Annotated in this window: 10 protein-coding genes and 4 pseudogenes; 4 read left to right on the top strand and 10 right to left on the bottom strand. The window is 65.6% G+C overall.

Annotated elements, in window-relative coordinates:
• The first annotated feature begins 6 nt into the window (after positions 1-6).
• A complete protein-coding gene (locus OMK73_RS32210) occupies positions 7-2,079 on the top strand; it encodes a CoA transferase (protein WP_267605579.1) in 2,073 nt (690 codons plus the stop codon).
• 94 nt (positions 2,080-2,173) lie between these two features.
• Here OMK73_RS32210 and OMK73_RS32205 read toward each other — a convergent pair whose 3' ends face one another.
• Positions 2,174-3,544: an MFS transporter gene (locus OMK73_RS32205; protein ID WP_267606591.1), complete on the bottom strand. Its 1,371-nt coding sequence runs from the start codon at positions 3,542-3,544 to the stop codon at positions 2,174-2,176.
• Between the two features lie 304 nt (positions 3,545-3,848).
• Here OMK73_RS32205 and OMK73_RS39475 point away from each other — a divergent pair.
• Positions 3,849-4,324 (top strand): annotated as a pseudogene (locus OMK73_RS39475) (Hsp20/alpha crystallin family protein).
• Positions 4,325-4,437: 113 nt separating this feature from the next.
• Here OMK73_RS39475 and OMK73_RS32195 read toward each other — a convergent pair.
• Genes OMK73_RS32195 through OMK73_RS32185 form a run of 3 tightly spaced genes read right to left on the bottom strand, consistent with a single transcriptional unit; the run spans position 4,438 to position 6,506 of the window.
• Positions 4,438-4,749, bottom strand: a complete 312-nt coding sequence (locus OMK73_RS32195; RefSeq protein ID WP_267605577.1) for a hypothetical protein — start codon at positions 4,747-4,749, stop codon at positions 4,438-4,440.
• Between the two features lie 49 nt (positions 4,750-4,798).
• Positions 4,799-5,599: a tetratricopeptide repeat protein gene (locus OMK73_RS32190; protein WP_267605576.1), complete on the bottom strand. Its 801-nt coding sequence runs from the start codon at positions 5,597-5,599 to the stop codon at positions 4,799-4,801.
• Between the two features lie 7 nt (positions 5,600-5,606).
• Positions 5,607-6,506, bottom strand: a complete 900-nt coding sequence (locus tag OMK73_RS32185) for a Ku protein (protein ID WP_267605575.1) — start codon at positions 6,504-6,506, stop codon at positions 5,607-5,609.
• 400 nt (positions 6,507-6,906) lie between these two features.
• Here OMK73_RS32185 and OMK73_RS32180 point away from each other — a divergent pair.
• Positions 6,907-7,652, top strand: a pseudogene (locus tag OMK73_RS32180) (TonB family protein).
• 112 nt (positions 7,653-7,764) lie between these two features.
• On the opposite strand, the gene OMK73_RS32175 reads toward OMK73_RS32180, so the two are convergent.
• The 6 genes and pseudogenes from OMK73_RS32175 to OMK73_RS32150 form a co-directional block, all read right to left on the bottom strand.
• Positions 7,765-8,595: a MetQ/NlpA family ABC transporter substrate-binding protein gene (locus tag OMK73_RS32175; protein WP_267605574.1), complete on the bottom strand. Its 831-nt coding sequence runs from the start codon at positions 8,593-8,595 to the stop codon at positions 7,765-7,767.
• Positions 8,596-8,699: 104 nt separating this feature from the next.
• Positions 8,700-10,154, bottom strand: coding sequence for an efflux transporter outer membrane subunit (locus tag OMK73_RS32170; protein WP_267605573.1), 1,455 nt, complete (start codon positions 10,152-10,154; stop codon positions 8,700-8,702).
• Positions 10,155-10,245: 91 nt separating this feature from the next.
• Positions 10,246-11,127: pseudogene (locus OMK73_RS32165) on the bottom strand (efflux RND transporter periplasmic adaptor subunit); the annotation flags it as partial.
• Complete coding sequence (locus tag OMK73_RS32160; RefSeq protein WP_267605572.1) at positions 11,124-11,333, bottom strand: DUF1656 domain-containing protein; 210 nt, start codon at positions 11,331-11,333, stop codon at positions 11,124-11,126. The pseudogene OMK73_RS32165 and the gene OMK73_RS32160, both read right to left, overlap by 4 nt.
• Positions 11,330-13,417, bottom strand: coding sequence for an FUSC family protein (locus tag OMK73_RS32155; protein WP_267605571.1), 2,088 nt, complete (start codon positions 13,415-13,417; stop codon positions 11,330-11,332). Before OMK73_RS32155 ends, OMK73_RS32160 begins: the two co-directional genes overlap by 4 nt.
• A 4-nt stretch (positions 13,418-13,421) precedes the next feature.
• Positions 13,422-13,727 (bottom strand): MarR family winged helix-turn-helix transcriptional regulator, encoded by a 306-nt coding sequence (locus tag OMK73_RS32150; RefSeq protein WP_267605570.1) that lies wholly within the window; start codon positions 13,725-13,727, stop codon positions 13,422-13,424.
• 460 nt (positions 13,728-14,187) lie between these two features.
• Between OMK73_RS32150 and OMK73_RS32145 the strand changes: the two are divergent.
• Positions 14,188-14,984, top strand: a pseudogene (locus tag OMK73_RS32145) (crotonase/enoyl-CoA hydratase family protein).
• Positions 14,985-15,005: the final 21 nt, after the last annotated feature.

Genomic DNA, 15,005 nt, shown 5'->3' with positions numbered 1-15,005 from the left:
GCAACAATGAGCGAACCTATCGTGATGCGTGAGATCAACGACCGCGTGACCGTGTTGACGATGAATTTTCGTCCGCACAACCTCATGGGTCCAACGATGTACCGCGCGCTGCTCGAAGAATTCGACGCGGCGGTCAAGCGCGGTTCCCGCGCAATCCTGTTGCGCAGCGGATTGCGGCATTTCTCGGCAGGCGCCGAGGTGTCGCTGTTCCCGGATCGCATTGCGCGACAGGGCAAAGGGCTGGTCGATCCGCTCGAAGTGCTACGCGCGTTCGAGACGCTGCCAGTTCCGATCGTCGCAGCCGTCAATGGCACCTGCCTCGGTGGCGGCTTCGAAGTGGTGCTCGCCTGCGACTACAGCCTGGTCGCCGAATCAGCCAAGATCGGTTCGGTCGAGGTCGCGCTCGGCCTGCATCCGTTGCTTGGCGGTATCCAGCGTCAGGTGGTGCGGGCGGGACCGGCCCGCGCCAAGGAGATGTCGATGCTCGGCCGTCGCTATGACGCGGCAACGCTTGAACGCTGGGGCCTGATCAACCTGGTGGTGCCCGACGACAAACTCGACGAGGTTGCGCTGTCGGTCGCTCAGGAACTGGCCGCCGGCCCGACCGTTGCGCACGGCGCTACGAAGCGGCTTGTGCGCATCGCGCTCGACGAAGGCCTGAACGCAGCCGACGAAGCGATGTTCGAGCTGCAAAAGCCGATCTGGGCGTCGCAGGACCTCAAGCGGGGCTCGAAGCCTTCGGCAAGACTGGCCCCGGCACAGCAGAATTCGAAGGGAACTGACATGACTGGACCACTAGACGGACTCAAGGTCGTCGACTTTTCGCGGGTGTTGGCCGGACCGCTCTGTGCACGCACGCTCGCCGATCTCGGCGCAGACGTGATCAAGATCGAGCCACCACGTCCAGATGTGTCGCGCGCCGCGTACCCGAACCAGGACGGCATGTCGGGCTACTACGCGCAACAGAACAGCGGCAAGCGCAACATCAGTATCGACTTGAACGTGGGGAGCGCGCGCGAGCTGGTGCTGCGCCTTTGCGATGAAGCCGACATCATCGTCGAGAACTTTCGGGCGGGCACGCTCAAGTCGTTTGGCCTTGACTACGAGACGCTCAGCCAGCGCAATCCGAAGCTGGTGTACGTGTCTATCACGGGCTATGGCCAGCGAGGGCCGTGGGCGTCGCGCATGGCCTATGCCCCCACGGTGCAAGCCGAAGCCGGCTTCACGCACAACACGATGCATCATTTCGAGGGTATCGATGCTGGCCGAAAATGGACAGATCCGCTGTCGCACGCAGATGTCTACGCGGGCCTGCAGGCAACCATTGCGGTGCTCGCCGCGGTGCGCAAGCGCGAAGTGACTGGCCGGGGACAGTACATTGACGTCGCGATGGCAGCCGTGATGCTGTCCATTAACGAGCGCGCGCATCTCGATCTCGCGGGTATCGATACCGGCGCGGAGCCAGGCGTGCTCGGCGCGACCGAAGGCCCGCACTTCGTCGGGCCGGGGGGCGAGGCGTTTGTCGCGGCGCAGAGCATCGTGGGCAGCAACACGTTTCCGAACTACCTGCGCGCGATGCGCCGGATGGACCTTGGGCGCGACCCGCGCTTCAGTACCGCTGAGCGGCGTCTGCAGAACTACGGCGCACTGCATGCGGTGATCCAAAAATGGATGCTATCGTTCCGCGACCTGAAGACGCTCGATGCGCAGCTCGACGAAGCGAAGATCGCGATCGGCCAGATCCGCTCGCTGAAGGAACTCGCCGATACCGACTGGGCGAAGCAGTGGGGCGCCGTGCAGGAAGTCCCTGATCGGCGAGGTGGTTCGTATCTTATCCACGGCTATCCGTGGCGGTTTTCAGACGACGAACTCGGCCCGCGCAGCGCGCCGGCGTTCCGCGGTGAACACAACGAACAGGTGTTCCGCGGCTTAGGCCTGTCGGAGAGCGAAGTGCGTGCGGCCGTCGAGGCGGGGATCCTCGTCGGCGGCGTTCCGGACTCGGTGAAGAACGCGCCGTCGGCTGCACCGACCGCGTCGCCGGCGCAAGTGCAGGACGTCGTTGAAACGAGTCAAGGGTAGGGGCCCGCATCGAGGCAGGCGGCCGCGCGGCGCGGCCGCCGGATCTGTGCCTCTAACCCGGGCGCGTTGACCGGAGCAGCGGCAAGCGGATCGATCATGCAACTGGGGTCGCGTGTCCGCTATCGCCCGTCGTCGACGCGTCATCGTATTCCTGCGAGATGTCCTTGTTCGTGTAGTCGCCCAGCCGCGAAGCGGCGATCAGGCTGATCGCCGAGCACGCCAGGATATAGCCCGCGATTGCATAGCCCGAATGGTAGTAAGCGAAGAGCGCAGTTGCAATCAGCGGCGCAGGGCCGCCGGCAATGACCGAAGCCAGCTGGTAGCCCAAGGACGCGCCGCTGTAACGCAGGCGCCCCGTGAAGGATTCAGCGATCAGAGCGGCCTGGGGACCGTACATCATCGAATGCGGTACCAGCGAGAGCACAATGGCCACGAAGATCCACATCGGATCCTTGGTGCCGACCATCGCAAAATAGAGGAAACCGAATACGCCGACCACGGCCGCACCGATCATGTACATCCGCCGACGCCCGATCAGATCGGAAACATGGCCAAAGAACGGGATGGTGCCGAATTCCAGCACCGAAGCCGCCAGCACCGCCGTCAGCAACAGGTTGCGTGTCACGCCCAGTGTCGACACGCCATAGGTGAAGACAAAGGCGGTGAAGACGTAGAAAGGTGCTTGTTCGGCCATGCGGGCAAAGGCCGCGAGAAGGATGTCCTTCGGCTGGCGGCGCAGCACCTCAAGCATCGGCGTCTTCTCGATCTTACCCTCGGCCAAAAGCCGCGCGAAGGTAGGCGTCTCGAGGATATTCAAGCGGATGTAGAAGCCGATCGCGACCAGTACGATGCTGAGGAAGAACGGCACTCGCCAGCCCCAGGCGAGGAAGCCGCTGCCAGAGATCTCGCTCATGGCCAGCACTGCCAGGTTTGCCAGGAACAGTCCCGCCGGCACCCCGAACTGCGGCCAAGATGCGACGAAGCCGCGATGCGCGTTGGTGCGGGTCCATTCCATCGACATCAAGACCGAGCCACCCCATTCGCCCCCGACGCCCACACCCTGAATGAAGCGCAGCACCGTGAGCGCGACGGCGCCCCAGATGCCGATCTCTGCATAGGTAGGGACAAAGGCCACGGCAAACGTGGCGAGGCCCATCAACAACAGTGTCACGATCAGCGTGGCTTTGCGTCCGATGCGATCGCCGTAGTGGCCGAAAATGGCCGCGCCTACCGGCCGTGCTACAAAGCCGACCGCATAGATAAGGAAAGCCTGCAGTGTGCCGACGACCGGATCCGACTCCGGAAAATACAGTTTCGCGAAAACCAGGCCGGTCACCGTACTGTAGAGGAAGAAGTCGTACCACTCGATCGTGGTACCGATCGTGCTGGCGATGACGGCTCGGCGCAACTGGCGCCGAGCGTCCTGATCGGAGAGGGGCATCGCCCCTGCTTGCGTGGCAGCCATTTGGCATCTCCCCGAAAAAGGGCGATATGCCGTATAGACAATTTGCGCAATGAGGGGTTCCTGCCAGCCAATAGACGGAAGGGGTGGATAGCGAACCAGGTAACGTCTACCCGACGTCGGCTCAGAACCAAGGAACCTGCATGCGCGTTGTGATCCGATGTGCGAGCATATGGTCTCTGTCCACCGAACGGCCGGAATGTGGCAACGCGCTGACGCCCTCTTGACGCCCTCCTGACGCCCTCTTGCCGCCTTCTTGAAAATTCCCGGAAAAGTACTAACTTGATTTCGCCCGGGCAGTCGCGATATCGAGAGCGCGGGCACGCAGCGGCAAGACGAAAAGTCCGCGTCCAGGACGCCGCTGGTGCCTGCAGTGGACATCTACGAAACCCCTGCTGGCGTGGTGCTAGCGCTGCATTCTTCGTAGTGGCTCAGGGCATGGGGGTGGGCAGTAGCCCATTCGCCTGTTCACAGGAGATTGCCATGACCGATCTGACGCAAGTCGCCAAGCGCGACGTTCCCGGCGTCTCCCGGGACAAGCTGCAAGTGAATGTCCATGATGGCAACCTGCGGATCGATGCCGAGGCCGTGGTGCCCACGCCAGCGGGCCTGCGCATCCAGCATGCCGAGGTCCGGCAGCCGCATTTCACGCGGACTTTTGCGCTGGGCCCGGACCTGGACGCCACGAAGATCGAGGCGAACTTGCAGGACGGCGTGCTGAAGCTGACCATCCCGCGCCGCGACGAGGCGCGCCCTCGCCGCATCGCCGTGACGGTGGGCTAGCACAGCTGGCATGATCGCCGGCATGGAGTGGCAGCGCCTTTCCGGGCTCCCCTTGCGTGCCGGCTATCGCTACGCGCTGCGCGCCGTCGCGTAGCGCCAGGCGCTTCACTGCGTCACTGCGGCGGTATGCACTTGAGCACCGACACGAAGTGATCCATCGAAATCTCTACCTCGTCGTCCAGCTTGACGCCGCCGAACTCCACCAGCGCGCAGCCGGCGCGATCGATACTGAACACCACGGCTTTCCACGTGCCGTCGGGCACAGGCAGTGTCAGGCGCGTGTTGAATTCGACCTGTGGATCGATCCGGCTTCGCACGGCAACGAGGTCGCCCGCTTCCGGGCGGATCGCGCCGACGGCCACCACTTCGCCGAGGACAGGTTGCCCTGGCGCGAACGGTGCTCGCGCAAAGTTTTCCTGCTTCATGATTCAGTACCCTCCTTTGCGATGATCCTATAAAAAGACGGCTGGCTTTTCAAGGAGGCTGCAGCCTCCTGTACGCGTTGAAATGCCGGATCGCCCGCATGTCGTCACCCATCGACTCATACAGCCGGGCTGCATTGAAATGGGCATCCGCGAATTCCGGCGCGAGTTCAATGCAATGCGCATAGCTGGCCAGCGCCTCTGCTTGCAGGCCGTCATCCTCCAGCGCGACCGCCAGGTTGAAATGCATCAGCGGCTCGCGAGGGAGGTGCGCAAGCCCACAGCGATAGAGCGCGATGGCCTCGCCGAAGTGGCCGGCGTCGCACAGCATGCAGCCCAGGTTGAGATAGGGCTCGAGATAGCCCCCATCGAGCGACAGCGCGCGGCGGTACGCCTGCTCCGCTTCGTCGGGCGCCGCGGCCTCCAGTTCGCAACCGGCCTGGAACCAGGCGCTCGCTTCGGTGGCCGGAGCCTGATGAATGGAATGGACGGCGGCGGCCTCCTCCGGCTCGAAGTCCATCAGCAACTGGCCCGATTCCGCCTGCCACTGGCGGACTGCGTCACGGGTTGCCACCTCGTTGCCGATGGCGCGAATCCGCACGCCAGTCAGCGGCGCTTCCTGTCCTCTGGATGCCTTCAATCTCGAGAGCGCGCGCGAGATGCTGCGGCTCGGGATCTGCGCCTCGTGCAACGAGTTGGCGGTCCGCAGCATGACCATGTCTTGGAATGTGAAGAGGTATTCGCGCCGCGCGCCGCGGCTTGGCGTGACCACGCCATCCGCGATCAGCCGGGCGGCAACCGAGCGCGGGATGCCGAGCAAGGCCTGGACCTCGCGCATCGTATAGAGCGTCATTGGCCGATTACTTCTTGCCTGCTGCGCGACGCGCGGGCGCGGGTGCCGGGGCAGCGGCCGTCGCGCGGCGCGCGGTCTTGCGTGCCTTCGGCGCATCCGGCGCCGCGCCCGCTTTGCCCACGGCGCGCTTGCGCTGCTGAACGCTGGCGCGCAGCGCTTCCATCAGGTCGATGACTTCCGCGCCCTGGCTGGACTCGCGATGTTCCGTCACGGTGATCTTCTTGCCCGCGATCTTCTTGTCGATGGCCGCGAGCACCCGCGCCTTCTCCTCGTCCGCGTACGCAGCCGGGTCGTAGCTGGCCACCGTGTTCTGCTCGATCAGCTGCAGCGCCAGCGACAGCTCCGCGGCATGCACCTCCGCCTTCTCGACATGCAGGTCGGCCATGGAGCGCACCTCGTCCGCATAGAGCAGCTGCTGCAGGATCAGTCCATCGTCCCCGGCGCGCACCTGGACCATGTACTGCTTGCCCTTCCAGACCCACTGGGCCAGCGCGCAGGTGCCGGTCTGCCGCATCGCCTCCGTCAGCAGGGCATAGGACTTGGCCCCGCGCTTGTCCGGTCCGAGGTAATAGGCATTGTCAAAGTAGATAGGATCGATCGCGCCGACCGGCACAAACGACACGATGTCAATCGTATGGCGGGCCTCGGCCTCCAGCGCATCCAGCTCTTCCGGCTCGAAGACCACATAGTGATCCTTCTCGAACTCGTAGCCCTTCACTATCTCGGAGCGCTCCACCACCACGTCCTCGCGCAGGCAGATGTACTGCTGCTTCAGGCGCGAGCCGCACCCCTTGTGCAGCAGGTTGAAGCCGACGCCCGATTTGCTTTCCGTCGCGGCGTACACCTTCACGGGAATCGAGACAAGCCCGAAGCTGAGGGAAAGGGAAGCAATGGAGCGAGCGGCCATGGCGAATCACCCTGCAAGGAAGGGGGCGGGATCTTTCCCATATAGCTTAGACCGTGCCCGGCAAAGCGGCGTCGGCCGCTGCGCGGGCGATGGCTGAGGCGGCACTTTTTGGGGTCAGGTTGCGGTTGAGGCGTGCAAGCGGTGCGGTGGGGATCTGTAAATATTGCGATGGGACGGATCAACCGCCAGGCTGGACCTGGCGCCGGCTGGCACCCCCACGGAATCCCGCTTGCCTACCGCAACGATGCCGACCTAAGCTGCATAGAGTGATGCCATGCGCGGGTTCGCGCACAAAGCACCGCACCGACGCCCTTCACTGGGATGTGAGAGGGATTCAAGAGTGATTCAAAAGTGACAGAGCATTGACTATGCATCGCCCGCACGTGGCCTGCCGCGCGTCATGAAGACCATTGCCTATCCGTATCAACTGGTACAGGAGCGAGGAACGCTGAAGTGTTTCCTGCTGGCTCTGTTCATGCACCTGCTGCTGGGCATGCTGCTCTACTATGGGGTGCACTGGCAAAGCCGCACGCCGGCTGGCGTGGAGGCGGAACTGTGGGACACGGTGCCCGACATCTCGCAGCCCCAGCCGGTGGTCCAACCGAAGCCGGTGGAGCCGGAACCCGTGGTGAAACCGCAACCGGATGAGAACGCCGACATCGCCTTGCAGGCGCAAAAGCGCAAGCAGGCTGCAGCGGCCGAGGAAGCCAGGCAGGCTGATCAGCGCGAACACAAGGCGCGCGAGGCGGAGCGACAGGCCGCACTGAAGCAACAGCGCCAGAGCGAACTGGCCCGCCTGCAGGCCATGGCCAACAGCGCCCCCACCACCGGTGGCGTGGGCAGCCGCGCGGGCACAGGCGCCGGTGCGGGTGGCAATGCCTCGCCCGGCTACGCGGACCGCGTGCGCCGCCGCGTCAAGCCGAACATCATCTTTACCGAAGAGATTGCCGGCAACCCGGCCGCGGTGGTCTCGGTGCGCATGGCGCCGGACGGCTCGCTGCTGTCGGTGCGGCTGACCAAGTCCAGTGGCAATGCCGGCTGGGACAGCGCCGTGCTGCGCGCGGTGGAGCGATCCGATCCGCTGCCGCGCGACGAAAACGGCGTGGCGCCCCCGGCGTCAACATCACGTTCATGCCAAGGGAGTAGCCGCCTGCCACAACACAAACAACAACCCCTTTCGGACCTTGCGATCCGAAAGGGGCTTGACTGTTGGGCCAGCGCAACCGGGACTACCGGATGTCGCCGGTAGCCCGCCCAATCAGAACGACGGCACCATCGCGCCCTTGAACTCGTTCTTCATGAACTGCCGCACCTCTTCCGACTGGTAGGCGGCGACCAGCTTCTTCACCCACGGCTTGTCCTTGTCCTGCGTGCGTACCGCGATGATGTTGGCGTACGGGCTGTGGATGTCTTCCAGCGCGATGGCGTTGCGGGTCGGCTGCAGGCCGGCGGCGAGCGCGTAGTTGGTGTTGATCACCGCCGCTGCCACGTCGGGCAGTGAGCGCGCCAGTTGCGCGGCATCGAGCTCGACGAGCTTCAGCTTCTTGGGGTTGTCGCTGACATCCAGCGGCGTTGCGTTGACGCCGTTGGTGCCGACGCCGCTCTTGAGCTTGATCACGCCTTGCGCGGCCAGCAAGAGCAGCGCGCGATTTTCGTTGGAGGGGTCGTTGGGCACGGCGACCTTGGCGCCTTGCGGCAGGTCCTTGGGTGACTTCAGCTTTTGCGAGTAGATGCCCAGCGGGGAGATATACGTGTAGCCCACGCTGACCATCTTGTAGCCGCGCTGCTTCACCTGGCTGTCCAGGTAGGGCTGGTGCTGGAAGCTGTTGGCGTCGAGGTCGCCGGCGTCGAGCGCGGCGTTGGGCTGCACGTAGTCGTTGAACTCGACGACCTTGATGTTGAGCCCTTGGCGCTTGGCGGCCTTTTGCACTACCTGCCAGACCTGCGCGTCCGGGCCGCTGACGGTGCCGACGCGCAGGGTCTGCTCCTGCGCCATCGTAGCGCCCGATGCCACGATGCCGAGCGTGGCTACCGCGATGGACAGCGCTTTACGGAGGGCGGGAAAAGAGAAACCAGAGAAGTTAGACATGCTGCTTGTATTCCGTTGCGCCATGCAAGCAAGCTTGCATGGCTTTAACCATGGTGACGGCCTGATGCGCCTTCGGCGGGCGCTCAGTGCGCGTTCAGTGCGCCTCACTCGCTCATCGTGCGCGACTCGACCTTGGGCGCATTTTGCCATCCGCCGCCCAGCGCAAGGAAGAGATTGATCTGGTCCAGCGCCACCTGGCTTTCCGACGCCGCCAGCGACGCCTCGGTGCTGGCCAGCGTGCGGTCAGCGTCCAGGCTCGACAGGTACGGCGAGCGGCCGGCCTGGTAGAGCTGGCGATTCTGCCGTGCGACTTCATTGGCCTTGTCGCGAGCATCGCGCAGCGCCTGGGTGCGCTCCAGCTCCCGCGTATAGCTGCTCAGCGCCGACTGCGTTTCACGCAGCGCCTTGAGCACCACGCCATCGAAGTGGGCGAGTGCTGCTTCGGCGCCGGCTTCGGTGCCGTGGATGCGGGCGCGCGTGCCGCTGGTCGGGATGTTCCAGGTGATCAGCGGACCATAGCCCCAGTGCGCGGTCGGCGCTTGCCCGAGGTGATCCAGGATGCCGGTAAAGCCGGCGGAGGCACCGATGCGGATGGACGGATACAGATCCGCCGTGGCGACACCGATCTTGGCCGTGGCGGAGGCGAGTTCGCGCTCGGCCTGGCGCACGTCGGGCCGGCGCTTGAGCAGCGCGGCGCCGTCGCCCACAGGCAGCGCCTGGCGCAGCCTGGGTTCTTCGTGGCAGGCGTACTCGGCCTGCGAGGTGGCGCTGGGCGGCTTGCCCAGCATCACCGCCAGCCGGTACGCCGCGCCCTCTTGCTCGGCCTTGAAGCGCGGCAAGGCAGCGCGCAGCACGTCGGCCTGGGCCTGGGAGCGCAGCAGGTCCACCGGCTGCCCGCGCCCGGCATCGACCATCTTGCGGGCCAGTTCGACGCCGCGGCGCTGCAACTCCAGTTGATGCTCGGCCACGGTGAGTTCATGCGTCGCGGCGCAGCCCTGCACGTAGGCACGCACGGTCTCGGCCACCACGCCAACGCGTGCCTGGTCGAGCGCCGCCTGGCTGGCTTGCGCGCCGGCCAGTGCCGCCTCATCGGCGCGCGCGAGCTTGCCGAAGAAGTCGATCAGGTAGGAAACCTTGAAGCCGACATCGCCAAAGTTCATCGCCGGGATCTTCTCTTCCTTGAGCAGCGGCTCGCCGGCGATCTGCCCGCGCTCCGCGCTGGCGGAGAGCTTGGCTTCCGGCAGGTTCTCCGCCTCCACCTCGTGGTAGACCGCGATGGCGCGCTTCAGGTTGGCCGCTGCCACGCGCAGATCGGTATTAGCGACGAGCGCCTGCTGCACCAGTTGGTCGAGCTTGGGATCGTCATACAGGCGCCACCAGCCATCGGGCACCTCGGCAATCGATACGGCGGGATTGTTCGTGCCGAGCAGCGGGCCGTTGGCCGCTTCCGCCTTCACGGCGGCGTTGTCGAGCACATGGTAGTCCGGACCGACGGTGGTGCAGGCAGCAAACAGCAGCGTCACCAGTGCCGGCAGCAGGGCTTTGCGCAACGTGTTCACTGCGCGCCTCCTGGCTGGCGGCTCCCTTGCCGGCCAGCGCGAGCTTGTCCTTCTGGCCCTTCTGGCCCTTCTGGTCCTGCGGCTCGGCCTGCGCCTTGTCCCGCGCCGAGGGTTCGCGCACCGACACGGTAGCGGTACGGCCCGCCACCATCCGCAGGTCGGCGGGCGGCTCGTCCAGCGCGATGCGCACCGGGATACGCTGCGCAAGGCGGACCCAGTTAAACGTCGGGTTCACATTCGGCAGCAGGTTGGAGCCGTTGGTGCGGTCCCGGTCCTCGATGCCGGCGGCGATGCTCTGCACGTGGCCATGCAGCACGCGGGATTCGCCCATGATGCGGATGTCCACCGGATTGCCGATATGGATGCCGTGCAGCTTGGTTTCCTCGAAGTAGCCTTCCACGTGGAAGGAGTTCGCATCCACCATCGACAACACCGGGCGGCCAGTGTTGACGTAGTCGCCCAGTCGCGGCAGCCGGTCGTTCAGGTAGCCATCGACCGGGCTGAGCACGCTGGTGCGCTCCAGGTTGAGCTTGGCGAGGTTGACCGCGGCCTGCGCCTGCGCCAGCGCGGCCTCGCCCTGCTGGACCTTGGCCAGGCCTTCTTCCACCACTTCCTTGGAGACGACCTCGGACAGGGTCTGGCTGCGGCGTGCCTCACGGCGGGCCTGCGCGAGCATGGCACTCTGCGCCGCCGCGGTAGCCTGGGCCTGCTGCAGCGCGAGCGCGAAGCGGTCGCGGTCGATCTCGAACAGCGGCTGCCCGCGTTGCACGCGCTGGTTGTCCTTGACCAGGACCTTGGTCACCAGCCCGGACACGTCCGGCGCGATCTGCACCACGTCCGCGCGGATATGGCCGTCGCGGGTCCATGGCGCCACCGTGTAGTAATCCCACAGGTGCTTGACGACGACGACCGCGACCGCGGTGACGACAAGGGTAAGGACGATGGGTCCAAGCGTACGAAGATTCAGTTTCATGACTGCAGCCGATAGACCAGGTGGACGATGCCGCCCAGGACGATCACATATAACGCCAGATTGAACAGGGACCGGTGCCAGACCAGCCGATAAAAACCCACACGCGCCAGCACGGCGCGCGCGCAAGCCGTGATCACGAACGCCACCAGCATCCACGCCAGCAGGCTCGGGACAAACACACCATAGACGTCGACTTCGCCGCTCATTGCTTGTTGCTCGCTTGCTTGCTCATTGGGTCTGCCGCCTGGCCTGCGGGCTGGGCACCAGCCGCGCTCATCGCCGCGGGTGCTGCCGAAAACAACGCGACGTGCATCTCCACCAGCGCGGCGAAGGCTTCGCGCGAAGCGTGGTCGGCGCGCGAGGCAACCTTGCGGATCGCCTTGCCCAGCCGGTCGCGCAGCACTTGCGGCGGCGTGTCGGCACGGGCATCCAGGCGTGCCTGGTAGTAGCTGGCGATGCCCTGCAGCACGCGGCGCACCGAGTGCTGGTGCTCCGGCGCCAGCGCGGACAGTTCGCGTTGCAGCGCCAGCGTGCTGAGCTCCACGCGCACTTCGGTAAAACCGTCGCCGGTGGTTTCATCCTCGCTGGCCGCCAGCCGCGGCACCAGTTGCGCCAGGCGGTCCAGCATGCGGGCACGCAAGTGCGCGTGCTCGCCCGGCTCGCGCCCGGTGGCGTTGCGGGCGATGTCGCCCCAGCTGGCGCGCACCAGCCGCCGCACCGCGGCCTTGGTCCCGAACGGCCGCGCCACCAGGGTCCACACCAGTGCGAACAGGATGCCGGCGATGCCGGCCACGTTGCCATTGAAAAAGGCGTTGAAGTCGGCGTTGTAGGCGCCCTGGATGCCGATATCGTTGGCCGTGACCACGGCCAGCGGCATGGCGATCAGCGCGAGCCGCGGCTGCGCCATCATCACGCCGATGATCAGGTAAGGCACCGCGAACATCAGCACCAGCATCTCGAAATCGTGCGCGTTCGGCAGGACCACGAACAGGTAGATGGTGGCGAGCACCAGGCACACCACGTTCCAGCGGAAGAACGAGCGGATCATGGGCGCCGGCTCGTCCATCGCGGCAAAGAAGCAGCACGACACCGCGCCCAGCGCGACCGCGCCGGCACCATCCGCCCAGCCCGTCCAGATCCACACCATGCCCATGCTGAAGATCGCCAGCGCCGTCGTGGCGGTGGAGAACAACAGCATGCCGTGATCGTAGTGGCGTGCGGCGCCCACGCCCCAGCGCTGGAACACCGGCGCCCAGTCGCCCTCCGGTGCCGCCGCGCCGATACGGCGCTGCAGCGATACGCAGTCCTGCCACAACTCCATCAGCTCGCGCAGGCGGCCCTCGGCGGTGGCGGCCAGTGCCGCGTGCCAGTCAGGCCCGGCACTGCCGGGCTCCAGGCCGGCGTCGGCGATGGGCGCATCCGGGGATAGCTGCAACGCCGGCAGCGGCGCCTGCGCGCCCGCGCTGATCCACGCCGACACCAGCGCCATATTGCGCGACAGACGTTGCGGAATGCCGGCGGCGTGCTGGTGCAAGGCATCCACCACGGAGGCCAGCGACGACAGCACGGGCAGCAGCATCGTCATGCGGCCACGCAACTCCTGCGCGTGCTTCACGCGCGCGGCGCTCTCGGCGTCGTAGGAGAGATGGCTGATCAGTTGGTCGAGCGCGAGGATGTCGGCGGCCAGGCGATGGCGGCTGTGATGGCGCGACACCTTCGCGGCCAGATGGGCCGAGAGCATATCGGTGGCCCACAGCGCGGCGTCTGCCAGCCACTGGCCGGATTTCTGGCCGAGCACCGTGGCTACCTTGGCGGGGAAGATGGTCGAGCCGATGATGCTCGCGCACAGGATGCCCAGGCAGATCTCCTCGGCCCGCGCCACGGCGATATCGAACACGCCCCCGGGATCGCTCACCGAGGGCAAGGCCACCATCGGCAGCGTATAGGCCGCCAGCATGAACACATAGCTGCGCGGCGTACGGTGCAGCAGCGCGACATAGAGCAGGATGCCGGTCCATAGCGCCACCGCAGCCATCAGCAGCACCGGCGCATTGACCAGCGGCGGCACGATGGCCACGGATGCGGCTGCGCCAAGCAGCGTGCCAAGCACGCGATACAGCGCCTTGGAACGCGTCGCGCCGGTCAGCGGATGCGCCACGATATACACGGAGGCCATGGCCCAGTACGGGCGCGGCAGGCCGAGGTACAGCGCGATGAACAGCGCCAGCATGGCCGCAGCAAAGGCTTTGAGGGAAAAGATCCAGTCCCGTCCGGTGGGCCAGCTAACCATGTTCTTACGACCCGGAAACAGTGTTGGGGGTGGACTCGGCTGCGCGGGCGAGCGCATTGAGCACGCGCATGGCGCCCTCGAAATCCTGTTCGCTGATGTCAGCAAAGACGCTGGCCCGCAGATGCTTGAGCTCAGCCTCGAGTTTTTCGGCAAGCGCCTCGCCGGCATCGGTGAGCCAGAGCGCATTGGCCCTGCGATCGTTCGCATCCACTTCCCGGCGCACAAGGCCCGCCGCGGAAAGCTGGTCAACCAGGCGCACCAGCGATGCGCCTTCCAGCCCGACATAGTCCGCCAAGGTGACCTGGCGCACGCCGCCGCCAAGGCGGCGGATAAACAGCAAGGGCCCGCGGCGGCGGCGGAAATACCGTAGGCGGTGACGGCACCCTGCGAAATGTGGCGCCATTGGCGGCCGGCCAGCATGATCTGGCCGGTAAAGGCGAAACGGAGGGTGTCGATTGAAGGCATCGACGGAATGATAGCAGCCATATAGTTAGGATGCAAATTATAACCGTACAAAGCAATCGAACCAGGTATTGGGCGGTGCATTCGGCACACGAACCCTCGCCGGTAGAAGTCCGCAAGCCTGCGGGCGGCCTTGAATGCGGATGCGGCGGGAACCGATACGCGGCTGCACTGATATACGGCGGATATCAGTGCAGCCCAAATGAATATTGGACACCCGGGGGCGCGCTCCCTTAGCCTTTTGGGATAAGCCAATGTCGGCGGCGCCGCTCGGCGCCGGCCAACGACTACAACGACCGGAGACCAGCATGACAAGCTTCCTGCGCTACGCGCAGCAGGGCCACATCGTGACCCTGACCATGAACGAGCCGGAGCGGCGCAATCCCTCACCGGCAACACCGCTGTGGCCGACTTCCTGGAGGCCATCGACCGTATCCACCGTGACGGCAGCGTACGCGCGGTGATCATCACCGGCGCCGGCACCGCGTTCTCCTCGGGCGGCAATATCCGCGACATGGAGCGCCAGGCTTCGGGCCAGGTGCCCGGCATGGAGATTCGCCAGGATTACCGCCTGGGCATCCAGCGGCTGCCGCTGGCGCTGTTCAACCTGGAGGTGCCGGTGATCGCCGCCGTCAATGGCGCGGCCATGGGCGCGGGCCTGGACCTGGCCTGCATGTGCGACATGCGCATAGCCTCGGAGCAAGCGCAGTTTGCCGAGAGTTTCGTCAAGCTGGGGATCATTCCGGGCGATGGTGGCGCATGGCTGCTGCCGCGGGTGATCGGCCTTGCACGCGCCGCGGAGCTGACCTTCACCGGGCAGGTCATCGATGCGCGCCAGGCGCTGGAGTGGAACCTGGTCTCTCGCGTGGTGCCGCCGGATCAACTGCTGCCCACGGCCAATGAACTGGCCGAACGCATCGCCGCCAATCCGCCGCATGCGGTGCGGCTGGCCAAGCGCCTGTTGCGCGAGGCGTTGCATACACGCCTGGATACCTTGCTGGAATTGTCGGCCGGCTTCCAGGCGTTGTCGCACCAGACTTCGGACCACCGGGAAGCGGTGTCGGCTTTCCTGGAGAAGCGCAGGCCCGAGTTCACCGGCAGCTGATCCAGCGTCGTTCCCACATCC

Origin of the sequence: Cupriavidus sp. D39 (assembly GCF_026627925.1) — a bacterium.
Lineage (GTDB): Bacteria > Pseudomonadota > Gammaproteobacteria > Burkholderiales > Burkholderiaceae > Cupriavidus > Cupriavidus ulmosensis.
The sequence above is the reverse complement of the archived record's forward strand: the minus strand, read 5'-3'. Positions and strand labels throughout refer to the sequence as shown.